The organism is Pseudomonas sp. TMB3-21 (genome assembly GCF_054898145.1).
In genome coordinates, this window is sequence record NZ_CM142718.1 from 3,264,575 (window position 1) to 3,289,031 (window position 24,457).

Consider the following 24,457-nt stretch of genomic DNA (forward strand, 5'->3'; position numbering starts at 1 on the left):
CAATGTGGGAGCGGGCTTGTTCGCGAAGCTTTTAAGAGGCCCACCCCGGCTTACGCTTTTGCATGAACGCCATTGTCCCCTCGATCCCTTCCGCGCCGGTCACCGCTTCGCTGAATCCTGTCGCGGCTTCATCGAGCAAGGCATCGGACGGCTGTCCCGCACTCGCCAGCAAGAGTTTTTTGGTTCGCGCATTCGCCTCGGGCGCGCAGCACAACACATGTGCCAACACCTCATCGAGGCGTTCTGCCAAGGCTTGCGCGTCATGCTCGACGAAGTGCACCAAGCCGATCTGCCGCGCGTAACTGCCATCGAAACGTGCCGCCGTCAGGGCCAAACGTCGCGCCTGGGTCAGGCCGATGCGCTGCACCACGAACGGCGCGATCTGTGCGGGAAGCAAACCGAGGCTGGTCTCCGGCAGGCCGAATTGCGCCTGGTGATCGGCGAGGGCCACATCACTGACGCACGCCAGGCCCAGCCCGCCGCCCAGCACGGCGCCTTGCAATACGGTGATGACCACCTGCGGCGCATGCTGGACTTCTTGTAACAGCGCGCCGAATGCGCGGTTCAAATCGCGGTACGCCGAAGCGCCTTGAGCGCGGGCCTCGGCCATATCCCGGATGTCGCCACCAGCGCAGAAATGCCCATCGGCGCCACCGATGACCAAGGCCCGAACGCTGCGATCGTCGCGCACTGTCGTCAGTACCGACCTCAGCTCGGCAACCATCTGCAAGCTCATGGCGTTGCGGCTTTGCGGCCGGTTCAGGGTGATGTGCAGCACGCCGTTGTGCAGCTCGAGCAATAACGTCTGGCAAACCGGCAGGGCGCTCACTTCTTTTTCCCCGGCAAAGTGCCCATGAGTTTGCAAATGATGCCCAGCATGATCTCGTCCGCGCCGCCGCCAATCGACACCAGCCGCACGTCGCGATAGGCCCGGGCCACCGGGTTGTCCCACATGAAGCCCATACCGCCCCAATATTGCAGGCAACTGTCGCTGACTTCGCGGCCCAGGCGTCCGGCCTTGAGTTTGGCCATCGACGCCAGCCGCGTGACATCCTGACCTTTGATGTATTGCTCGGTGGCCTGATACACCAGCGCGCGCAGGCATTCGATTTCGGTTTGCAGCTCGGCGAGACGGAAGTGGATGACCTGATTGTCGATCAGCGCGTTGCCGAAGGTCTTGCGCTCCTTGCAGTATTCGATGGTGCTGTCGATGCAGTATTCCAGGCCCTTGATCATGTTCGCCGCGCCGAACAGTCGCTCTTCCTGAAACTGCAGCATCTGCATCATGAACCCGGCGCCTTCATGGCCGATGCGATTTCGCTGCGGCACGCGCACGTCGTCGAAAAACACCTGGGCGGTTTCCGAACTGCGCATGCCGAGCTTGTCCAGGTGCGAGCTGAGGCTGATCCCCGGTGTGGTCATCGGCACCATGATCAGTGACTTGTTGATGTGCGGTTTGTCGTCAGAGGTGTTGGCCAGCAGGCAAATGAAATCGGCGCTCGGCGAGTTGGTGATCCACATTTTGCTGCCGTTGATCACGTAGTCATTGCCATCCTTGCGCGCGACGGTTTTCAGCCCGGCGACATCGGAGCCGGCACCGACTTCGGAAACGCCAATGCAACCGACCTGTTCGCCGCTGATCGCCGGGCGCAGGAACTCTTCACGCAATTCATCGGAACCGAAGCGGGCCAGGGCCGGGGTGCACATGTCGGTTTGCACGCCGATGGACATCGGAATGCCGCCGCAGCGAATGGTGCCGAACTCTTCGGCGGCCACGATCGAGTAGCTGTAATCGAGCCCCATGCCGCCGAATTTCTCCGGCTTGGAAATGCCCAGCAGGCCGAGTTCGCCGGCCTTGCGGAAAATCTCGTGAATGGGAAAACGCCCGGCTTTTTCCCATTCATCCACGTGCGGATTGATCTCGTGGTCGACGAACTGGCGGACCGTGCGGCGCAGTGCTTCATGTTCCTGGGTGAAGATCATTTTTATTGTTCTCCTCTCGCCGGTTCAGAACCGGGCTACGCCAAAAGTGTTGGGGTGCAGCCGCCGCACCTCGGCTTCGTGACAGATGTCCAGCAGGTAGCCGAGCAAGGTTCGGGTATCGCGTGGGTCGATCAAACCGTCATCCCACAGATTGGCGCTGCCGTACAGCGCGGTGGATTGGCTGTCGAGTTTCTGCGCGGTGACCTGTTCCAGCATGTCGAGCATTTTCGGGTCCGGCACCAGACCCTCCTTGAGCTGTTTGGCCTCGGTGACAATGCGCAGCACTTTGCCGGCCTGGGCGCCGCCCATCACCGAGGTGCGACTGTTCGGCCAGGCGAAGATGAAGCGTGGGTCCAGGCCACGGCCACACATCGCGTAATTGCCCGCGCCATACGAGCCGCCGACCACGATGGTCAATTTAGGCACCCGCGCATTGGCGACGGCCTGAATCATTTTGGCGCCGTGCTTGATGACGCCTTGCTGCTCTGACTCGGTGCCGACCATGAACCCGGTGGTGTTATGAAAAAACAGCAGCGGCGTCTGACTCTGGTCGCACAGCTGAATGAATTGCGCGGCCTTGCTGGCACCCTTCGGGGTGATCGGACCGTTGTTGCCGATGAAGCCGCAGGCGCGTCCTTGAATGTGCAGATGGCCGCAAATCGTTTGCTGGTCGAACTCGCTTTTGAATTCCAGAAACCTTGAGCCATCGGCAATCCGCGCGATGATTTCCCGCACGTCGTAAGGTTTTTTCGGATCGTCCGGGATCAGCCCCAACAATTCATCGATCGGGTAGAGCGGTTCGTCCACCGCAAGCTCGGCCAGCCACGGCAGTTGCTCGTTCCAGCCCAGCAGGCTGACGATCTCGCGCGCCTGACGTACGCCGTCGGCATCGTTCTCGGCCAGGTACTCAGCGGTGCCGGCGACTTGCGCGTGCATTTCTGCGCCGCCCAATTCTTCATCGGTGGCGATTTCGCCGGTCGCCGCTTTCAACAATGGCGGCCCGGCCAGAAACAACTTGGCGTTGCCACGCACCACCACCACGTAATCGGACAAGCCGGGCTGATAGGCACCGCCTGCCGTCGCCGAGCCGTGCACTACGGTAATCTGCGGCAAGCCCATGGCCGACATCCGCGCCTGATTGGCAAAGCTGCGCGCGCCTTCGACGAAAATATCTGCCGCGTAATTAAGGTTGGCGCCGCCGCTTTCCGCGAGGGTGATCACCGGCAGTTTGTTCTCGGTGGCGATCTGTTGCAGGCGCAGGGATTTTTTCAGGCCGCTGGGGGAAATGGTCCCGCCCTTGATTGCGCTGTTGTTCGCCACCACCAGCACGCGCACCCCGGACACATAACCAATCCCGGCAATCAACCCGCCGCCGGCTGAACTGCCGTCCTTGTCGTCATGCAATTTATAGCCGGCCAGGCTCGCCAGCTCGAGGAACGGGGCGCCGGGGTCGAGCAGCAGATTGAGGCGTTCGCGGGGTAGCAATTGTCCGCGTTTTTCGAATTTGCCTTTGGCTTCCGCCGCCTTGTTCAGCACGTTCTGCTCGAGTTGACGGACCTGTTCGATGCCGACCAGCATCGCGGCACGGTTGCTGGCGAATTGTTCGCTGTGCGGGTCGATGTGCGACTGGATCACCGGCATGGCTTATTCCTTGTCCTTGGGGACGTCCGGCTGCAGCACTTGCGGCAAGTACGCGCGATGAAAACCGTTATAGGATTCGCTGTTCTGCGCCTTGTGCAACGGCCACGCCCGACCGCCGAGGCTGGCGGCGCCATCGATGCGCAGGGTGCTGCCGCTGACGAAAGCGGCAGCCGGGCTGAGCAGAAACACGATCGCCGCGCTGACTTCCGATTCGGTGCCGATGCGTTTGAGTGGCACGTGCTCGCGCAAGGTCGGAATTACCGCTTTGAAGGCGCCTTCGTAGGTGTCCATGCCGCTCGACGCGATCCAGCCCGGCGCCACGGCGTTCACCCGCACCCCGGCATAACCCCACTCGAGCGCGGCGGTCTTGGTCAGGTTGTCCATGCCCGAGCGCGCAGCGCCCGAGTGACCCATGCCGGGCATGCCGCCCCACATGTCGGCGAGCATGTTGACGATGGCGCCGCCGTGCTTGCTCATGGATTGATTGAACACTTCGCGCGCCATCAGGAACCCGCCGACCAGATTGGTGCGCATCACGGTTTCAAAACCCTTCTGATTGATCGAGGCCAGTGGCGCCGGATATTGCCCGCCGGCATTGTTGACCAGACCATGGATCGGGCCGTGCTTGCCGATCAGCTCGCTGATCAATTGCCGCACAGCGTCTTCGTCGCGAATGTCGCAGGTCCGCCAGTCAGCCTGGCCGCCGTCTTCGGCAATCTCCGCCGCGACGGTCTGCAGCTTGTCGGCCTTGCGCCCGATCAGCAGCACCTGCGCGCCGAGCGCCGCCAGTTCGTGTGCGGTGCAGCGGCCGATGCCGCTGCCGCCGCCGGTGACGATAATGCTCTGACCGGCAAACAGATCGGCTTTGAAAATCGAGTCGTAGGCCACGGCGGCAGTCCTCTAGTTGACCTGGTCGGCGATGCTCTGCGGCACCGGAATCTGGATCTCCAGCAGTTGCTGGGCAAAGGCTTTGCCTTGTGGATCGATGCGCAGACTGGCCATGCCCCCGCCGCCCAAGGCGTTTTCCAAAAGAAAGTTGAGGCTGTGGGTGGCGGGCAGGTACCAGCGATTTACGCGACCGTGGATCGGGTCGAGCACGTGGCGCATCCAGTCGACGATCACTTCCGGGGTCAGCGCTTCGGCGATCCACGGCAGGAATTCCGGTTCGCGGGCCATGACCCCAATGTTGCTGTGATTGCCTTTATCCCCCGAGCGCGCGACCGCCAGTTTGACCAAAGGCACGCTGGCATCGGCTCGGCCGTCCGGTTTGGGCGGCTCCAGCGGCACCGGCAAGTCCGCCGTATCAAGCCGCTCGATGGCGGGCAGCGTGCACGGATGGCGCTGGCTCCCGAAATCGATTTGCAGGTCGCAGGCTGTTTTGTCGATCAGAAACGAAAACAGGCGGATCAGCGGATACACCGTCGGCCGTCCGCCGACGATGCCGGTCAACCCCGGCGCCATGCCAGTGGCGGCTTGGGCGATCTCCCGCGAGAACAGAATCAGCGCCTGTTTGTGCGGATGGCGCACGGCAAGCTTGATCACCACTTCGCGGCTGTCCTGGCGCTGGCCATGCGGGCCATACGTGGCCTCGCTGCCGAGCAGTTCGATATTCACTTCGCTGTACGGCGCCCAGCCACGTTCGCTGAACATTTGCGAAGTCTTGTTGATGATGGCTTCACCGACCCGCCGCGCCTTGTCGACGGCATCGATACCGGCGATCAAACAACTGGCGGTGCAACGAAATCCATCAAGATACGTCGCGCTGACCTTGTATTGATCGGGCGGCGGCAGGCCTTTGGCACCGTGCACCTGCACCGCATTGCGGCCCTGTTGAACAAGTTTCACCTGGGTGAAATCACAGACCACGTCTGGCAGTAGATACGCCTGTGGATTGCCGATTTCGTACAGCATCTGCTCGCCGACGGTCAGGGGTGTGATCAGACCCCCGGAGCTTTCGGGTTTGCTGACGATGAACTGGCTGTCGGCGCTGACCTCGACGATCGGAAAACCGATGTGCTCGTAGTCCGGCACCTCGCGCCAATCGGTGAAGTTGCCGCCGGTGCACTGCGCGCCGCATTCGATGATGTGCCCGGCGAGCGCGGCTTGCGCGAGTTTGTCGTAATCCTGCCAGGACCAGGCGAATTCATGCACCAGCGCGGCACTGACCACTGCGCTGTCGACCACGCGGCCAGTGATGACGATGTCCGCGCCCAGGCGCAGTGCTTCGACAATTCCCGGCGCACCCAGGTAGGCGTTGGTCGACACGCACATCGGCGGCAGCGCAGTGCCGCTGAACATTTCCTTGATACCGCTGGTGCTGAGCCGTTTGAACTGTGGCTGCAAGTCGTCGCCGAGCAGCACGGCGATCTTCAGGTTCACGCCCGCTTTGTCGCAAGCCGATTGCAGCGCGGCGGCGCAGGCCTGCGGATTGACCCCGCCGGCGTTGCTGATGACGCGGATTTTTTGTTCGGCAAGCTGAGGCAGGAGCGGGCCGAGCACTTCGATGAAGTCACTGGCGTAACCCGCCTGTGGATCTTTCATTTGTGCGCCGGCCATGATCGACATCGTGATTTCGGCCAGATAATCGAACACCAGGTAGTCCAGGCGTCCGCCTTCAACCAGTTGCGCCGCAGCGGTTGAGGTGTCGCCCCAGAACGCGCTGGCGCAACCGATGCGGATTGTTTTGGGCGCAGTCAACGGCATAGCCACCTCCGACGGAATGGGTTCGAGACTACCAAGCAAGCGCTTGGTTTGTAAACGGGCGCTGCGATCTTCTTCCCGAGCGCTTGCTTGGTTGCCTGCGCCAGCTTAAATTGCCGGCGCTACTGCGCTGTTTTGCGGCGCGCGGCGTATTGATTGATCGACTGTAGGAGAGAACGGGTGGACGAGCAAAAAGCCCTGCGGGTCATGCGTGAGCTGGTCGATAACGGCGAGTTGACCGACCCGGACAGCGCCCGTGGCAAATTGCTGCAAGTGGCCGCCCATCTGTTTCGCAACAAGGGCTACGAGCGCACCACCGTGCGTGACCTGGCCGGCGCGGTGGGCATACAGTCGGGCAGCATCTTTCATCACTTCAAAAGCAAGGACGAGATCCTGCGCGCGGTGATGGAAGAAACCATCCGCTACAACACCGCGCTCATGCGTGCCGCACTGGCCGACGCCGCCAACGTGCGCGAGCGGGTGTTGGCGCTGATTCGCTGTGAATTGCAGTCGATCATGGGCGGCAGTGGTGAAGCCATGGCGGTGTTGGTGTATGAATGGCGTTCGCTGTCCGAGGACGGTCAGGCGAAAGTACTGGCGCTGCGTGATGTGTATGAAGAACTCTGGCTTGAGGTGCTGGGTGAGGCCAGACAGGCCGGAATGATCCGTGGTGATGTGTTCATCACCCGACGTTTCCTCACGGGCGCGCTGTCCTGGACCACCACCTGGTTCCGCCCCGAGGGCAGCATGAACCTCGATCAATTGGCCGATGAGGCATTGATTCTGGTTCTGGAAGAAAAACAGTAGTATCGGCGACAGGGATGGAAACTCGCTAAGTGGCCGAAACCGCCTAGCTTCAATGCAATGCTGCGTCATTTTCGGGGAGTGGGTGTTTTGAAGTCTTCGCCAATTCGGACGGCCTTGGGGCGTTCGCTCGCAGCGCTCGTGATGCTGTGGGGTTTGCCCGTCCAGGCTACACAACTTGTGCGAGTCGGCGCCGCACATTTCCCGCCCTACACGGTGCGTCCCGAGTCCGGTGCCGATACCGGCCTGCTGCCGCAACTGGTCGAAGCCCTGAACACCTCGCAAAGCGACTTTCAGTTCGTGCTGGTGCCAACCTCCATTCCACGCCGCTTCGGTGATTTCAAGCAAGGCCGGGTGGATATGGCAATTTTCGAGAATCCGCAATGGGGCTGGACCGAGATCCCGCACACCACGGTCGACATGGGGCTCGAAGACGCGGAAATATTCGTCGCACAGCGCTCGCCCGATGGTCACGCGGCGCGCCAACAATCCTACTTCGCCGACCTCGCCGGCAAACGGCTGGCGTTGTTCAGCGGCTATCACTACGAGTTCGCCGACTTCAATGCCGACCCTAAAGTGCTCGCGCAAAACTATAACGCCACGCTGACCTATTCCCACGACAGCAACTTGTTGATGGTGCTGCGCGGGCGCGCCGACATTGCTTTGGTGACGCGTTCCTACCTGAGCGATTACCTGCTGCGTAACGAGAAGGTCGCGAGCCAGTTGCTGGTCTCCGAACGGGTCGATCAGATCTATCACCACTACGCGATCCTGCGTCCGGCGGCGCCGATCAGTGGCGCTGCTTTCGAAAAGCTCCTGCGAGGGTTGCGCGACAACGGTCAGATGCTGAAGATTTTTGATCCCTATAAAATCGCAGTGGTGCCGGTCCAGGGCAACTGAGCCAGGGGCTGGTATTTTCCGCGTCGGTTAAATTTCCCGCACTGGCTCACGTCACTTTGTTAAATCGTCGACGAATCGTGAGCCCCACCCATGCCCAATCCGAATGACCTGACGGCCTTGGCCTTGCCGACTGGCAAAAGCCTCACGGCTGATGAAACTGCAAGCCGCCTGATGTTGAGCCTGGAAGGGCAGCCCTTGATCTCGCTATGCCTGAGCCGCCAGCCCGGCTTGCAGGTATCTGTCGGAGAGCGCTTTGCTCAGCCCGACACTCAGGCAATCTGGGCGAGCTGTTATTGGTTGTTCGCCCGCGACCCTGCCTGTCAGCGGCTTGTCTGGCGGCTCGACGAAGCGCCGGCGCACGCGTTGCTCAGCGGGTTGCTAATCCCCACCGAAACCGCTGGCGAGTATGGCTGCGAGCGCACGTTGTTCTGGCAATTGCCGCAGCCTTGGCTGGGTCAGACGATGGCCGGGGTGTACCCGCAGCAAATGGCCATCAGTGGCGGCAAGCGTCATCCGTTGCGCCCGGTCAAACCGCGCGGTGAGGTTTATCGGCGTTTCGATGCGCGGCTGGGGGCGTGGATTTCCCTGCGGACGGTGGAGATAGAGCTCGACCTGCAACGTTTCAACAGGTGGCAGAACAGTGCGCGCGTCGCCAGTTTCTGGGAGGAGGAGGGCAGCCTCGAGCAGCATCGCGAATACTTGAGCAAGCTTGAAGCGGACCCGCACACCTTGACGCTGATTGGCTGTTTCGATGATCAGCCGTTTGCCTATTTTGAAGCCTATTGGGCCAAGGAAGACCGCATCTCGCCGTTCTACACCGCAGGCGATTACGACCGTGGCATTCACATGCTGGTGGGTGCAGAAAATCACCGCGGGCCGCACAAGGTCGCGAGCTGGTTATCGGCGCTGGTGCATTACCTGTTTCTCGACGATCCACGCACTCAGCGGGTGGTCGCCGAGCCGCGCGCTGACAACGCGAAGATGATCGGCTATATGCAGAATCAGCGCTTCCACTGCGAAAAAGAGTTCGACTTCCCGCATAAGCGCGCGGCGTTGATGGTGTTAGCGCGGGAGCGGTTTTTTGATCGGTGTGTGTTGGCGTGAGGGGCGGGGCTCAGGATCTTTGTTGGCCTTGAGTCTATCTTCGCGAGCAAGCTTGGCTCCCACATTCGAGTGCGTTTTCTAAGAGAATTCGGTCAAGTGTGGGAGCGGGCTTGCTCGCGAATGGCGGACTTTGATTTGCCTGGATTTCAAGGCTGTACGCGGTTAACTGTGGGAGCTGGCCTGCCAGCGATGGCGGACTTTGATTTGCCTGGATCTCAAGGCTGTACGCGGTCAACTGTGGGAGCTGGCCTGCCAGCGATCGCGGACTTTGGTTTGCCTGGATCTCGAGGCTGTACGCGGTCAACTGTGGGAGCTGGCTTGCCAGCGATGGCGGGCTTTGGTTTGCCTGGATCTCAAGGCTGTACGCGGTCAACTGTGGGAGCTGGCTTGCCAGCGATCGCGGACTTTGGTTTGCCTGGATCTCGAGGCTGTACGCGGTCAACTGTGGGAGCTGGCTTGCCAGCGATGGCTATGTTTTAGGCGCTGAGGATATTGCTGGTGTACATATCCATTTCTGCGGTGATGGCTTGTATTGGTTTCGCCCTTACGGCGAGTCACTTGGAACAGCACCAAGTAACCAAGTGCTCTTGCCCCTGACGTCCGGTGGCTCGCTAGTGCTCGCCATGCCTTCGCTCCGGTCCTGCTCCGTGGGCCCGGCGCGATCGGCCATCCTTGGCCGTGCGCGCCTAACCCGGCATCCATGCCGGGTTGCCCACTGCGCAGAACCTGCGCTCAGCCTCCCGACGGGCCGCTCACCGCCACAGCCGCCGAGGCGGCCTACCGGCCGACCTGGCTGCGCAGGTTACGTTGCTCGTCGCCCGTCGCCCGCAGCTCATTCCCACGCTCCGCGTGGGAATGCATCCCGTGACGCTCTGCGTCACGACTTTGCAAGGCTGCAGTCTTGCGTCGACTTCGGAACGCAGAGCGTCCCTGGCGGCATTCCCACGCGGCGTGGGAACGATCAGCTTCGGGGCATGAGCCTGGGTTTTGCTTTGCTTTGCTTCAGATCTTGATCTTGATCCACCTGGCCCTTTCCCAGAGGCCGAACGCAGGCGTTGCGCAGGGGGTACCGCGGCAAGGATGCCGCGGTAGTCGCCCCCGGCCATGGATGGCCGATAGCGACGGGCCCCCGGCGCAATGCCGGAGTGAGGGCATGCCGAGCCTAGGCGAGGCACCGAATGGCGGGGCGAAAGCGCTTGGTTACTTGGGGCCGGGCCGCGTAGGCATTTCCAAGTGACTCGCCGTAAGGGCGAAACCCATATCAGCCGTCACCAAAAAAATCGGATATGTACACCAGCCAGATCCAAGTCGCCGGCAAGATGTGGGAGCGGCTTGCCCGCAAATGACGGCGACGCGGTTTAGCGGCTAGCGAACGGCAGCGACGCGGTTCAGCGGCTAACGCCGCGCAAACGTATCCGCGCGACTACCCGAGACTTTGCGGCAGTGAACCAGTGCATCACGAATCATGAAGTTCACCAGGGTCGGCGATACGCCGAGTTCCTTGGCGATGTCCTTTTGCGGCACGCCGTGCAGCCGGTACATCTCGAAGGCGTAGCGCGTGCGGCTGGGCAGCTCGGTCAGCGCGTCGGCGATGTTTTCCAGCGTCGAGAAATTGATGTGCGAGGTTTCCGGCGAAGCGCCTGGTATCACCACGTTCAACCCTTCCTCTTCAGGCCCCGAATACTTCTGCTCCAGCGCCTGCTTGCGATAGTGATCGATCGCCAGATTTCGCACGATCTGGAACAGATAACTCAGCTGAGCCTTGAACGACGACGTGATCTGCGGCGCCGAGTGCAGGCGGAAGAACGCGTCTTGAACCACATCTTCGGCGCGTGACCGGCAGCCGGTAATACGCGCTGCAATCTTGACCAGAATCAGTCGGTTGTCGACGAATGCCTGAAGTAGCGGTGAATCGCACCTGCTTGTGGATACTTGTTCCGTCATGGAAATCACCTTGCTGCAAATGGGGTCGTGGGACGTCAAGCGCAAAGGAGCCGTCCTACACATCGAGCGACAAATTATGTTGAATGATAATGATTGTCAATTGAGAAAGAGAATTAATGCGCCGTGAAAGCGCAAGCTGAGAACTGCGACACATGGCCACACCTTGGCCATGTCCTGGCCCCGCCGACGATCAGTCCGGCCGACTAATTATTTGCAGAGGTCATCCGTTCTCATTGGTGATGGAACCGGATGAAAGCCCGGTTCTCAGCGCATCTCCAATGCCTTGCGCGGTCGGCGAAGACCCCGCCCTGCATGCCCTCAATAGGCGTGGCGTTACAACACCGATACCCCTTGCAAGCCGAATACAGGCAGGAAACCTCATGACCGACGCGTTCGAAATCCCAAGTACCCTGGTCCAGGCCCTTCAGCGCCGCGCGGCCCTGACACCGGATCGGGTGGCTTTGCGCTTCCTCGCCGAAACCGCCGATCAGACCGTGGTGCTCAGTTATTGCGAACTGGACCAACGGGCGCGAATGATTGCCGGTGCGTTGCAGGCGCAAGCGGATTTCGGTGATCACGCGGTGCTACTGTTTCCCAGCGGTCCGGACTACGTTGCGGCATTTTTTGGCTGTCTGTACGCGGGCGTGATCGCAGTCCCGGCTTACCCGCCTGAATCGGCCAAGCGTCATCATCATGAGCGTCTGCTGTCGATCATCAGCGATGCCGAACCGCGCCTGTTACTGACCAGTGCCGACCTGCGCGACGCGTTGCAGCACATCCAAGGTGCACCGCCGCTGCTGTGCGTCGACACATTGGCGACCGCGTTGGCCGGACATTGGCTCGAGCCGGTTCTTGATCACGACCACATTGCTTTCCTGCAATACACCTCCGGCTCCACCGCGTTGCCCAAAGGCGTGCAGGTCAGCCACGGCAACTTGGTCGCCAACGAATTGCTGATTCGTCACGGCTTCGGCATCGACCTGAACCCCGACGACGTGATCGTCAGCTGGCTGCCGCTGTACCACGACATGGGCCTGATCGGCGGTCTGTTGCAGCCGATTTTCAGCGGCGTACCGTGCGTGTTGATGTCGCCAGCGTACTTCCTCGGCCGGCCGTTACGCTGGCTGGAAGCGATCAGCGAATACCGCGGCACCATCAGCGGCGGACCGGACTTTGCCTATCGCCTGTGCAGCGAGCGGGTCAGCGAATCGGCGCTGGCACGTCTCGATTTGAGCAATTGGCGAGTGGCTTATTCCGGTTCGGAACCGATTCGCCTCGATACCCTGGAGCGCTTCGCCGAGAAGTTCGCCCCGTGCGGTTTCACCCCCGGCAGCTTCATGGCGTCTTACGGTTTGGCCGAAGCCACGCTGTTCGTCGCCGGTACGGCGCGGGGGCAGGGGATCGGCAACCTGCGGATGGACGATCAGGCGCTGGCGCAAAATCGCGCCGAGCCGGGCGAAGGCAGTGCAATCATGAGTTGCGGCATCAGTCAGCCGGATCACGCGGTGCAGATCGTCGATCCGCTCGTGCTCACCGAGCAGGCCGAAAACACCGTCGGCGAAGTCTGGGCGACCGGGCCGAGCATCGCCCACGGTTACTGGCGCAACCCGCAAGCGTCAGCGCAAACTTTTGTCGAGCAGGCCGGCCGCATCTGGCTGCGCACCGGCGATCTGGGGTTCATGCGCGAGGGTGAGCTGTTCATCACCGGTCGCCTCAAAGACCTGCTGATCGTGCGTGGGCAAAATCTCTATCCGCAAGACATCGAACAGACCATCGAGCGCGAAGTGGAAGTGGTGCGCAAAGGTCGGGTCGCCGCGTTTGCAGTAAACGTTGGCGGTCAGGAAGGCATTGGTATCGCCGCGGAAATCAGCCGCAGCGTGCAGAAAATCCTGCCACCGGACGCGTTGATCAAAGCCATCCGTCAAGCGGTGGCGGAGGTGTATCAGGAAGCGCCGAGCGTGGTGGTATTGCTCAATCCCGGCGCATTGCCGAAGACTTCCAGCGGCAAACTACAACGCTCCGCGTGCCGCAGTCGCCTGGCCGATGGCAGCCTCGACAGCTATGCGCTGTTCCCGTCGGCGATCATGGAAAGCCCTAAGGAAATCGACTCGGTTTCGGAACTGCAAACGCAGATCGGCCTGATCTGGTCCGAGCAATTGCAGGCTGGAAAGGTCGGCAGCGATGACCATTTCTTCTTGCTCGGCGGCAACTCCATCGCCGCCACGCAGGTGGTGGCGCGGCTGCGTGAAGAACTTGGCCTGGAGCTGAACCTGCGCCTGTTGTTCGAGGCACCCACCCTCGGCGCTTTTGCCGCTGCCGTGGCCCGCCTGCAACAGGATGGCGGCCTCGCTCAAGGCGCAATCACACGGCTGTCGCGCAGCGAAGCGCTGCCGCAATCGCTGGCGCAAAACCGTCTGTGGATCACATGGCAACTTGATCCACAAGGCAGCGCCTATAACATTCCCGGTGCTTTGCGTTTGCGTGGCGAACTGGATGAAGACGCCTTGCGCGCCAGTTTCCAGCAACTGCTCAACCGCCATGAATCCCTGCGCACGCGGTTCTTCGAACGTGATGGCGTGGCGCTGCAACAGGTCGATGCTCATGCCGAATTCAACCTGCAATTGATCGACCTCAGCGACTTGCCCGTCGCCGAGCGTGAAACCCGTGCGCTGCAAATCCGCGAGGATGAAGCGCGTACTCAGTTCGATCTGCAGAACGGCCCGCTGCTGTGGGTGACGTTGGTGCGCCTGGATGACGACGATCATCAGTTGCTGGTGACGCTGCACCACATCATCGCTGACGGCTGGTCGCTGAATGTGCTGATCGATGAGTTTTCGCGCCTGTATGCCGCCGCGTCGCAAGGCCATACGGCAGAGCTCGCAGCACTGCCGACGCAATACGCCGATTACGGCAGCTGGCAGCGTCAATGGCTGGCGCAAGGTGAGGGCGAGCGGCAGTTGGCGTACTGGAAAACACAATTGGGTGAGGAGCATCCGCCCCTTAGTCTGGCGACCGATCACCCGCGTTCAGCGCAGCAAACCTTCAGTGCGGCGCGTCATTCGATCAAACTCGGCACAGCGTTGAGCGAAGCGATTCGCCTGACTGCGCAGGCCCACGATGCCACGCCGTTCATGCTCTTGCTGGCGGCGTTTCAGAGCCTGTTGCACCGCTACAGCGGCCAGCGCGACATCCGCATCGGCGTGCCGAACGCCAACCGTCCGCGCCTGGAAACCCAAGGGTTGATAGGCTTCTTTATCAACACCCAAGTGCTGCGCGCTGAGGTGGATTCGCGGCTGTCTTTCGTTGAGCTGTTGGCGCAAACACGCCAGGCCGCATTGGGGGCACAGGCGCATCAGGACCTGCCGTTTGAACAGCTGCTCGAAGCGTTTCCGCAGGCGCGTGAACAAGGCCTGTTCCAGGTCATGTTCAACCATCAGCAACGGGACCTGAGTGCGCTGCGGCGCTTGCCGGGACTGCACGCCGAAGAACTGCCGTGGCACAGCCGCGAAGCCAAGTTCGACCTGCAACTGCACAGCGAGGAAGACAGTAATGGACACCTGAGCCTGTCGTTCGATTACGCCAGCGAACTGTTCGACGCAGCGACCATCGAGCGTCTTGCTGACCATCACTGCAACTTGCTCAACGCCGTTTGTGCACAACCGCAAACCGCCGTCGGCGACCTGTCGTTGCTCACACCTGGCGAGCAGGATCAGCAAAAAAACTGGAGCTCCGCACCGTGTGCTCCGGCGAGCCAGTGGCTGCCGGAACTGCTCAACGAACAGGCGCGGCGGACACCGCAAAGTACCGCGCTAATGTGGGACGGCGGCAGCCTCGACTCTGCCGAACTGCACAGCCGGGCCAACCGTTTGGCGCATTACCTGCGCGACAAAGGTGTCGGCCCGGACGTCTGCGTGGCCATCGCGGCCGAGCGTTCGCCGCAACTGTTGATCGGCCTGCTGGCGATCATCAAGGCCGGCGGCGCCTACGTGCCGCTGGATCCGGACTACCCGGCCGAGCGTCTGGCCTACATGCTCAGCGACAGCGGCGTCGAACTGCTGCTCACGCAAACCGCATTGCTCGATCGTTTGCCGGCCAGCGCTGGCGTCAGCGTCATCGCCATGGATGCGCTGCATCTGGAGAGCTGGCCAAGCCAGGCGCCGGGCCTGCATCTGCAGGGCGACAACCTTGCGTACGTGATTTACACCTCGGGTTCGACCGGCCAGCCCAAAGGCGTCGGCAATACCCACGCAGCCCTCGCCGAGCGCCTGCAATGGATGCAGGCCACTTATCAACTGAACGCCAGCGACGTGCTGATGCAAAAGGCGCCGATCAGTTTCGACGTCTCGGTGTGGGAATGCTTCTGGCCATTGATTACCGGGGCCCGTCTGCTGCTGGCCGGCACCGGCGAGCACCGCGATCCGCAGCGCATTGCCCAGCTGGTTCAGCAATACGGCGTGACCACCTTGCACTTTGTGCCGCCTTTGCTCTCGTTGTTTATCGATGAGCCACTCAGCGCTGAATGTACCAGCCTGCGACGGCTTTTCTCCGGTGGCGAAGCCTTGCCGGCGGAGCTGCGCGACCGTGTGCTGACGCAGTTGCCAGCGGTGCAATTGCATAACCGCTATGGCCCGACCGAAACCGCGATCAATGTCACCCATTGGCAGTGCACAGCAGAGGATGGCGAACGTTCGCCCATTGGACGTCCGCTGGGCAATGTCATCTGCCGGGTGCTCGACGGCGAGCTCAACGCGCTGCCGGCCGGTGTGCCAGGCGAACTGTGCATCGGTGGCATCGGTCTGGCGCGTGGCTATCTGGGCCGACCGGGTTTGACCGCCGAACGCTTCGTGGTCGACCCGCTGGGCGAGCAGGGCGCGCGTCTTTATCGCACCGGCGACCGTGCACGCTGGAGTGCCGATGGCGTGATCGAGTATTTGGGGCGTCTCGATCAGCAGGTCAAACTGCGCGGCTTTCGCGTCGAGCCGCAGGAGATAGAGGCGCGCCTGCTCGCGCAGTCCGGCGTCGCGCAAGCCGTGGTGCTGGTGCGCGAAACAGCGGCTGGCGGGCAGTTGATCGGTTACTACACCGCCCTTGATTGCAACGAAACTGTCGAGGAACAAAGTGCCCGCCTTAGCGCTGCGCTGGCGGCCGAGTTGCCGGACTACATGGTCCCGGCGCAGTTGATGCGTCTGCAGCAGATGCCCCTCAGCCCCAGCGGCAAACTCGACCGCCGCGCCTTGCCTGAACCGCAGTGGCAAGTGCGCGAGCACGTTGAGCCTGTCACGGCGCTGGAGCAACAGATCGCCGCTGTCTGGCGTGATGTGCTGGGCCTTGCGCAAATCGGTTTGCGCGACGACTTTTTTGCGCTCGGCGGCCACTCGCTGCTGGCCACGCAAATCATTTCGCGCAGCCGTCAGGCCTGCGACGTCGAGCTGCCGCTGCGGACATTGTTCGAGCACAGTGAACTCGGTACGTTCGCCGAACAGGTTCGGCTGATTCAGGTCAGCGGCAACACCAACAAACAGCCGCCCATCGCCAAGGTCGACCGGCACAATCCGGTGCCGTTGTCCTATTCACAGCAACGGATGTGGTTCCTCTGGCAGATGGAGCCGGATAGCCCGGCCTACAACGTCGGCGGCATGGCGCGGCTGCGCGGTGTGCTCGATGTTGGGCGATTCGAAGCCGCATTGCAGGCGCTGATCATGCGCCACGAAACCTTGCGCACTACGTTCCCAAGCATCGACGGCGTGGCACTACAGCGGGTGCACGCCCAAAGCGGCCTGCGCATGGACTGGCAAGATTTCTCGGCACTGGACGCCGACCTGCGTGAACAACGGGTGCAAGCGCTGGCCGACAGCGAGGCGCACCAGCCTTTCAATCTGGAAACCGGTCCGCTGCTGCGCGCCTGTGTGGTCAAGACCGCCGAGCATGAGCATTACCTCGTGCTGACCCTGCACCACATCGTCACCGAAGGCTGGGCGATGGACATCTTCGCCCGTGAACTCAGCGCGCTGTACGAAGCCTTTGTCGATGACCGTGAATCGCCGCTGCAACCCTTGCCGGTGCAATACCTGGATTACAGCGTCTGGCAGCGTCAGTGGCTGGAATCCGGTGAGCGTCAGCGCCAACTCGATTACTGGACCGCGCAGCTGGGCCGTGAACATCCGCTGCTGGAGCTGCCCGCCGACCGGCCACGCCCGGCGGTGCAAAGTCATCAGGGCGAGCTGTTCCGCTTCGATCTGAGCGATGAGCTGGCTGCCCGGGTCCGCGCCTTCAATGCGCAAAACGGCCTGACCCTGTTCATGACCATGACGGCCGCGCTGGCCGTGCTGCTTTACCGTTACAGCGGCCAGACCGACCTGCGCATCGGCGCGCCGGTGGCCAACCGGATTCGGCCGGAAAGCGAAGGGCTGATCGGCGCCTTCCTTAACACTCAAGTGCTGCGCTGTCAGCTCGACGGGCAGATGTCGGTCGCGGAGTTGTTCGAGCAGGTCCGCCACACCGTGATCGAAGGCCAGTCGCATCAGGACTTGCCGTTCGATCATCTGGTCGAAGCCTTGCAACCGCCACGCAGCGCCGCGTACAACCCGCTGTTCCAGGTGATGTGCAACGTGCAGCGCTGGGAGTTTCAGCAGAGCCGCACACTCGCCGGTATGACCGTCGAGTACCTGGCTAACGATGCCCGCGCGACCAAGTTCGACCTGAACCTTGAGGTTACCGACCTTGATCATCGCCTCGGTTGCTGCCTGACTTACAGCACCGACCTGTTCGATGAACCGCGTATCGCGCGCATGGCGGGTCACTGGCGCAATCTGCTGGAAGCGCTGCTCGCCGACCCGCAGCAACGCCTCGGCGAACTGCCGCTGCTGGCCGCGAGCGAAGAGCAATCGCTGCTGGACAGCCTCGGGGTCGAGCCGGGTGAACATCGACTCGATCAGTGCATTCATCAACTGTTCAGCGAACAGGCACTCACCCGTGGCGACGCACCGGCGCTGACGTTTGCCGATGAAACCCTGAGCTACGCCGAGCTCGACCGCCGCGCCAATCGCCTGGCCTGGATGCTGCGCGAGCGCGGTGTCGGACCGCAGGTGCGCGTCGGCCTGGCGCTTGAGCGTTCGCTGGAAATGGTCATTGGCCTGCTGGCAATTCTCAAAGCCGGTGGCGCTTACGTGCCGCTGGACCCGGAATACCCGCTTGACCGTTTGCATTACATGATCGAAGACAGCGGCGTCGGTTTGCTGCTCAGCGACGCGGCGATGTTCGACGCGTTAGGCGAATTGCCGCCGGGCGTTGAGCGCTGGTGTCTGGAAAACGACGCCGCGGCACTGGCCGATTATCCGGCCAGCGAGGTGCCGTTTGTCAGCTTGCCTCAGCATCAGGCCTACCTGATTTACACCTCCGGCTCCACCGGCAAACCGAAAGGCGTGGTGGTGTCCCACGGTGATATCGCCATGCATTGCCGTGCCGTGATCGAACGCTTCGGCATGCGCCCGGACGACTGCGAATTGCACTTCTATTCGATCAACTTCGACGCCGCGACCGAACGTTTGCTGGTGCCGTTATTGAGCGGTGCGCAAGTGGTCCTGCGGGCTCAGGGCCAGTGGGACGCAGAAGAAATCTGCGCATTGATTCGCCGTCATCGCATCAACATTCTCGGATTTACCCCGAGCTACGGCAGCCAGTTGGCGCAATGGCTGGTCACCCAGGGCGACACTCTGGGGGTGCGCATGTGCATCACCGGTGGCGAGGCGTTGACCGGTGAACATTTGCAGCGGATTCGCACAGCTTTCACACCGGAGCTGTTTTTCAACGCCTATGGCCCGACCGAAACCGTGGTCATGCCGCTGGCGAGTCTGGCGCCGGAGCAGCTCGAGGAAGGCCTCGGCAGCGTGCCAATCGGCAGCGTTATCGGTGCGCGCGTGGCGTACATTCTCGACAATGACCTGGCGCTGGTGCCGCAAGGCGCGACCGGCGAGTTATACGTCGGCGGTGCCGGTCTGGCGCAGGGTTATCACCAGCGTGCGGGGATCACCGCCGAGCGCTTTGTCGCTAACCCGTTCATGGCCGATGGCGGGCGAATTTACCGCACCGGCGACCTGGTGCGGCAGCGCGCCGATGGCCTGGTCGAATACCTCGGGCGCATCGACCATCAGGTGAAGATTCGCGGCTTCCGCATCGAACTCGGCGAAATCGAAGGCCGGCTGCTGGAACATCCTTCGATCCGCGAAGCGGTGGTGCTGGCGCTGGACGCGTCAAGCGGCAAACAGCTGGTGGGCTATCTGGTCACTGACGTGGTTTCACAGGATGAAGATCAGAAAAAGGTACTGCGCGATGCGTTAAAAAATCACCTGAAATCCCAGTTGCCGGACTACATGGTGCCGACGCACCTTATCCTGCTGACGAGTATGCCGCTGACCACCAATGGCAAGCTAGACCGCCGCGCCTTGCCGGCCCCCGATCCCGAGCTCAACCGTCAGCATTACGTAGCTCCGAGCAGCGAACTTGAGCTGACCCTGGCGAGCATTTGGTGCGCCGTGCTGAACGTCGAACAGGTGGGCCTCAACGACAACTTCTTCGAACTGGGCGGCGACTCGATCCTGTCAATCCAGGTGGTCAGCCGGGCGCGGCAGCAGGGCATCCATTTCAGCCCGCGCGACCTGTTCCAGCACCAGACCGTGCAGACCCTCGCGGCCGTGGCGACTCGCACTGAACAGGTCAGGGCCGAGCAAGGCTTGCTCAGCGGAGAATCGCGTCTGACGCCGATCCAGCACTGGTTTTTCGATACCGAGATCGCTCAGCGTCAGCATTGGAATCAGGCGCTGCTGCTGGCGCCAACGCTAACACTGGAACCGCATCGCCTGGAGCAGGCGCTGCTGGCGGTGATCGAGCAGCACGATGCGCTGCGTCTACGTTTTGAGCAAAGCGCCGGCGAATGGAAAGCCCGTCATCAGGCGATCTGCGATGCGCCGGTGCTGTGGCAGGTGCAGGTCGCGGCGATGGACAAATGCACGGCCCTGTTCGCCGACGCGCATCGCAGTCTGGACCTTGAACACGGTCCGTTGATGCGGGTGCTGCTGGTCGATGGGCCGGAGGGCGTGCAACGCTTGTTTATCGCCATCCATCACTTGGTGGTCGACGGGGTTTCCTGGCGCGTGTTGCTGGACGATCTGCAGACCGTCTACCGCCAACTGGAACACGGGCAGTCGGTAAAACTGCCGGCGAAAACCAGCGCCTTCCGCGACTGGGCCGCGCGCTTGCAGGCGTATGCCGGCAGTGAATCGCTGCGTGAAGAACTCAGTTGGTGGCAAGCGCAACTGGCGGGGCCAGCGGCTGAATTGCCCTGTGATCGTCCGGATGGCGGTCGGCAGAATCGTCACGCGCAAACCGTCAGCGTGCGCCTCGACGCCGAGGCTACCCGGCAGTTGCTGCAACAGGCACCGAGCGCTTATCGCACTCAGGTCAATGACTTGCTGTTGAACGCATTGGCCCGAGTGATGTGCCGCTGGACCGGTCATGAATCGGCGCTGATTCAACTCGAGGGCCATGGCCGCGAAACCCTGTTTGACGACATCGACCTGACCCGTACCGTCGGTTGGTTCACCAGCGCTTATCCGCTGCGTCTGACCCCTTTGGCAGAGCAGGGCGCGTCGATCAAGGCGATCAAGGAACAACTGCGCGCCGTGCCGCACAAGGGCTTGGGGTATGGCGTGCTGCGTTACCTCGCCGACGATCCGTGCCGGCAAACCATGGCTGCGCTGCCAGTTGCACCGATCACCTTCAACTACCTCGGTCAGTTCGACCAGAGCTTCGGCGCAGACGCGCTGTTCCGTCCGCTCGATGAGCCGGTTGGTGCCGCACACGACGAGCACGCGCCGCTGCCTAATGAGCTGAGCGTCGACAGTCAAGTCTACGGCGGTGAACTGGTGCTGCGCTGGACGTTCAGCGCCGAGCGCTACAACCCGCAGACCATTGATGATCTGGCGAACGCCTACCTCGGCGAATTGCACAGCGTGATCGAGCATTGCCTTGAGGACGCTGCCGGCGGCCTGACGCCGTCGGATTTCCCGCTGGCGAAACTGACCCAGCTTCAACTCGATGCGCTGCCGATCCCGGCGGCCACTATCGAAGACGTTTACCCACTGACGCCAATGCAGGAAGGCATGCTGCTGCACACCTTGCTCGAACCGGGTACCGGCCTCTATTACATGCAGGACCGTTACCGCATCAACAGTGAGCTTGATCCGCAGCGCTTTGCCCAGGCCTGGCAAGCGGTGATCGCCCGTCACGAAGCCTTGCGCGCGTCGTTCTGCTGGAACGTCGGCGAAGACATGCTGCAAGTGATCCACAAACCGGGCAGCACGCCGATCGAGTACCTGGACTGGAGCGCCGTTGTCGAGGGCGAGCAAGAGCCAAAACTGCAAACGCTGCTGAAAAGTGAACGCGAAGCCGGGTTCGATCTGTTGCATCAGGCGCCGTTCCACCTGCGCCTGATCAAGGTTGGCGCGGCGCGTTACTGGTTCATCATGAGCAATCACCACATCCTGATCGACGCCTGGTGTCGCTCGTTGCTGATGAATGATTTTTTCGAAATCTACATGGCGCTGGGCGAAGGACGCGACGCGCAGTTGCCGCTGTCGCCGCGCTATCGCGACTACATCGGCTGGCTGCAACGGCAGAGTCTTACCGAGGCGCGCCAGTGGTGGAAAAGCAATTTGCAAGGCTTCGAGCGAACCACGCCGATTCCGAGCGACCGACCGTTCCTGCGGGAACATGCCGGCGATAGCGGCGGCATGATTGTCGGCGATCGCTACACCCGACTGGATGCCCGCGACGGTGCCCAGCTGCGTGAACTGGCGCAGGCGCATCAGTTGACCATCAACACCTTCGCGCAAGCGGCATGGGCGTTGGTATTGCGACGCTTGAGCGGCGATCGCGACGTGCTGTTCGGCGTCACGGTGGCCGGGCGTCCGGTGGACATGCCGCAGATGCAACGCACCGTCGGGCTGTTCATCAACAGCATTGCGCTGCGGGTGAAGATGCCCGAGGACGACCAACCCTGCAGCGTCCGCGAATGGCTGAGCGGTTTGCTCGACAGCAACATGCAGCTGCGCGAGTACGAATACCTGCCGCTGGTGAATATTCAGGAAAACAGCGAATTGCCCAAAGGCCAACCGCTGTTCGACAGCCTGTTCGTGTTCGAAAACGCCCCGGTGGAAGTCTCGGTGCTGGACCGCGCGCAGAGCCTGAATGCGACCTCGGATTCGGGCCGCACCCACACCAATTTTCCGCTGACGGCGGTGTGTTATCCGGACGATGACCTTGGCTTGCACCTGTCGTACGACCAGCGCTATTTCGACGAATCGACCATCGAACGCATGCTCGCCGAGTTCAAGCGTTTGTTGCTGGCGCTGGTCGAAGGCTTCCACGGTGAGATGGCGAATCTGCCGCTGCTCGGTGCAGAGGAGCAGGATTTTCTGCTGCACGGCTGCAATCAGAGTGAACACAATTACCCGCTGCAGCGGAGCTACGTCGCACTGTTCGAAGGGCAAGTGGCTCGGCACCCGCAGCGGATTGCCGCGAGCTGCCTGGATCAGCAGCTCACTTATTTCGACCTGAATCAGCGCAGCAACCGCCTCGGCCATGCATTGATCGCAGCCGGTGTCGGACTCGATCAACCGGTAGCGTTGCTTGCCGAACGCAACCTCGATTTGCTCGGCATGATCATCGGCAGCTTCAAGGCCGGTGCGGGTTATCTGCCGCTGGACCCGGCGCTGCCAAGCCAGCGTCTCGCTCGAATTATCGATTTGAGTCGTACGCCGTTGCTGGTCTGCACGCAGGCGTGTCACGAACAGGCCGTCGCGTTACTGGACGAGTTCACCTGCGCCAATCGACCAAAGTTACTGGTTTGGGAAGTGATCCAGGCGAGCGCTGTCGCGCTGGATAATCCAGGCGTCTACAGCGGTTCGGATAACCTCGCTTACGTGATCTACACCTCGGGTTCCACCGGTTTGCCGAAAGGCGTGATGGTCGAGCAACGTGGCATGCTCAATAACCAGTTGAGCAAAGTCCCGTATCTCAACCTGAGTGAGACTGATGTGATCGCCCAGACGGCGTCGCAAAGCTTCGATATTTCAGTCTGGCAGTTCCTCGCCGCCCCGCTGTTCGGCGCGCGGGTGGACATTGTGCCGAACACTATCGCCCACGATCCTCAGGGCTTGCTGGCGCATGTCTGCGCACAGAGCATCACCGTGCTGGAGAGCGTGCCGTCGTTGATTCAGGGCATGCTCGCGCAGGAACGCATGAGCCTCGACGGTCTGCGCTGGATGCTGCCGACCGGTGAAGCGATGCCGCCGGAACTCGCCCGTCAATGGCTGTTGCGCTACCCGGATATCGGCCTGGTGAACGCCTATGGCCCAGCGGAATGTTCCGACGACGTGGCGTTCTTCCGCGTCGACCTGGCGTCCACGCGGGGCAGTTATCTGCCGATCGGAACGCCGACCGACAACAACCGTTTGTACCTGCTCGATGGCGCGCTGGAACTGGTGCCGCTGGGCGCAGTGGGCGAGTTATGCGTCGCTGGTACGGGCGTCGGCCGTGGTTATGTCAGCGATCCGTTGCGCACCGCGCAGGTGTTTGTGCCGAATCCATTCGGCGCGCCGGGTGATCGCTTGTATCGCAGCGGCGACCTGGCGAGGCGGCGCAATGACGGCGTGCTGGAATACGTCGGACGGATCGACCACCAGGTGAAAATTCGCGGCTACCGCATCGAGCTGGGCGAAATCGAAGCGCGTTTGCACGAGCAACCGGAAGTGCGCGAAGCCGTAGTGGGTGTGCAGGAGGGCGTTAACGGCAAGCATTTGGTGGGTTATCTGGTGGCGACGGAGTCGGCGCTGAATCCGGATGAACGTCTGGAGCGCATCAAGCAGCGGCTGCGCGCCGAGTTGCCGGAATACATGGTGCCGCTGCACTGGTTGTGGCTGGAACGGATGCCGCGCAATGCCAACGGCAAGCTGGACCGCAAGTTGCTGCCAGTACTGGAGATCGGCCAGTTGCAGAGTCAGGATTACCAGGCGCCGCGCAATGAACTGGAACAGAAGCTGGCGGACATCTGGGCGCAGGTGTTGAAGGTCGACAAGGTCGGTGTGCTGGACAATTTCTTCGAGCTCGGCGGCCATTCCTTGCTGGCAACGCAGATTGCCTCGCGAGTGCAGAAAACCCTGCAGCGCGATGTGCCGCTGCGGGCGATGTTCGAGTGCAGCACGGTGGCGGAACTGGCGGCGTATATAGACGGGCTCGCGGCGAACGATATGACCGAGGAGAAGGTGGATCGCCTGAATGATTTGATGGCGGAGCTGGAGGGGCTTTGATGGGCGGTGACCCTGTC

10 protein-coding genes are annotated in these 24,457 nt (G+C 61.8%); 4 read left to right on the forward strand and 6 right to left on the reverse strand.

Going from position 1 to position 24,457, the window contains the following annotated elements:
* Nucleotides 1–31: 31 nt before the first annotated feature.
* The 5 genes from ACYZTS_RS15120 to ACYZTS_RS15140 are packed head-to-tail and all read right to left on the reverse strand — an operon-like array spanning nucleotide 32 to nucleotide 6,327.
* Nucleotides 32–829: an enoyl-CoA hydratase/isomerase family protein gene (locus ACYZTS_RS15120; protein WP_461990158.1), complete on the reverse strand. Its 798-nt coding sequence runs from the start codon at nucleotides 827–829 to the stop codon at nucleotides 32–34.
* Nucleotides 826–1,983: a citronellyl-CoA dehydrogenase gene (gene atuD, locus ACYZTS_RS15125; protein ID WP_461990160.1), complete on the reverse strand. Its 1,158-nt coding sequence runs from the start codon at nucleotides 1,981–1,983 to the stop codon at nucleotides 826–828. Before atuD ends, ACYZTS_RS15120 begins: the two co-directional genes overlap by 4 nt.
* A 24-nt stretch (nucleotides 1,984–2,007) precedes the next feature.
* On the reverse strand, nucleotides 2,008–3,624 hold the full coding sequence (atuC, locus tag ACYZTS_RS15130; RefSeq protein WP_461990161.1) for a geranyl-CoA carboxylase subunit beta: 1,617 nt from the start codon (nucleotides 3,622–3,624) through the stop codon (nucleotides 2,008–2,010).
* 3 nt (nucleotides 3,625–3,627) lie between these two features.
* Nucleotides 3,628–4,512: an SDR family oxidoreductase gene (locus ACYZTS_RS15135; protein ID WP_461990163.1), complete on the reverse strand. Its 885-nt coding sequence runs from the start codon at nucleotides 4,510–4,512 to the stop codon at nucleotides 3,628–3,630.
* Between the two features lie 12 nt (nucleotides 4,513–4,524).
* A complete protein-coding gene (locus ACYZTS_RS15140) occupies nucleotides 4,525–6,327 on the reverse strand; it encodes an acyclic terpene utilization AtuA family protein (RefSeq protein WP_461990164.1) in 1,803 nt (600 codons plus the stop codon).
* Between the two features lie 177 nt (nucleotides 6,328–6,504).
* Here ACYZTS_RS15140 and ACYZTS_RS15145 point away from each other — a divergent pair, with 177 nt between their 5' ends.
* The 3 genes from ACYZTS_RS15145 (at nucleotide 6,505) to ACYZTS_RS15155 (ending at nucleotide 9,132) form a co-directional block, all read left to right on the forward strand.
* Entirely contained in the window at nucleotides 6,505–7,131 is a 627-nt protein-coding gene (locus ACYZTS_RS15145; RefSeq protein ID WP_461990166.1) for a TetR/AcrR family transcriptional regulator, read from the forward strand.
* An 87-nt stretch (nucleotides 7,132–7,218) separates the two neighbouring features.
* Nucleotides 7,219–8,028, forward strand: coding sequence for a substrate-binding periplasmic protein (locus tag ACYZTS_RS15150; protein ID WP_461990167.1), 810 nt, complete (start codon nucleotides 7,219–7,221; stop codon nucleotides 8,026–8,028).
* Between the two features lie 90 nt (nucleotides 8,029–8,118).
* Nucleotides 8,119–9,132: a GNAT family N-acetyltransferase gene (locus ACYZTS_RS15155; protein ID WP_461990169.1), complete on the forward strand. Its 1,014-nt coding sequence runs from the start codon at nucleotides 8,119–8,121 to the stop codon at nucleotides 9,130–9,132.
* Between the two features lie 1,395 nt (nucleotides 9,133–10,527).
* Here the strand turns inward: ACYZTS_RS15155 and ACYZTS_RS15160 are convergent.
* Nucleotides 10,528–11,076 (reverse strand): RNA polymerase factor sigma-70, encoded by a 549-nt coding sequence (locus ACYZTS_RS15160; protein WP_028620716.1) that lies wholly within the window; start codon nucleotides 11,074–11,076, stop codon nucleotides 10,528–10,530.
* A 380-nt stretch (nucleotides 11,077–11,456) separates the two neighbouring features.
* Here ACYZTS_RS15160 and ACYZTS_RS15165 point away from each other — a divergent pair, with 380 nt between their 5' ends.
* Nucleotides 11,457–24,440: a non-ribosomal peptide synthetase gene (locus ACYZTS_RS15165; RefSeq protein ID WP_461990172.1), complete on the forward strand. Its 12,984-nt coding sequence runs from the start codon at nucleotides 11,457–11,459 to the stop codon at nucleotides 24,438–24,440.
* Nucleotides 24,441–24,457 lie beyond the last annotated feature (17 nt).

What these genes read in the sequence shown, in the direction of transcription:
- ACYZTS_RS15160 (WP_028620716.1), bottom strand. Translation starts at nt 11,076, where the DNA reads ATGACGGAACAAGTATCCACAAGCAGGTGCGATTCACCGCTACTTCAG.
- ACYZTS_RS15155 (WP_461990169.1), top strand. Translation starts at nt 8,119, where the DNA reads ATGCCCAATCCGAATGACCTGACGGCCTTGGCCTTGCCGACTGGCAAA.
- atuD (WP_461990160.1), bottom strand. Translation starts at nt 1,983, where the DNA reads ATGATCTTCACCCAGGAACATGAAGCACTGCGCCGCACGGTCCGCCAG.
- ACYZTS_RS15140 (WP_461990164.1), bottom strand. Translation starts at nt 6,327, where the DNA reads ATGCCGTTGACTGCGCCCAAAACAATCCGCATCGGTTGCGCCAGCGCG.
- atuC (WP_461990161.1), bottom strand. Translation starts at nt 3,624, where the DNA reads ATGCCGGTGATCCAGTCGCACATCGACCCGCACAGCGAACAATTCGCC.
- ACYZTS_RS15165 (WP_461990172.1), top strand. Translation starts at nt 11,457, where the DNA reads ATGACCGACGCGTTCGAAATCCCAAGTACCCTGGTCCAGGCCCTTCAG.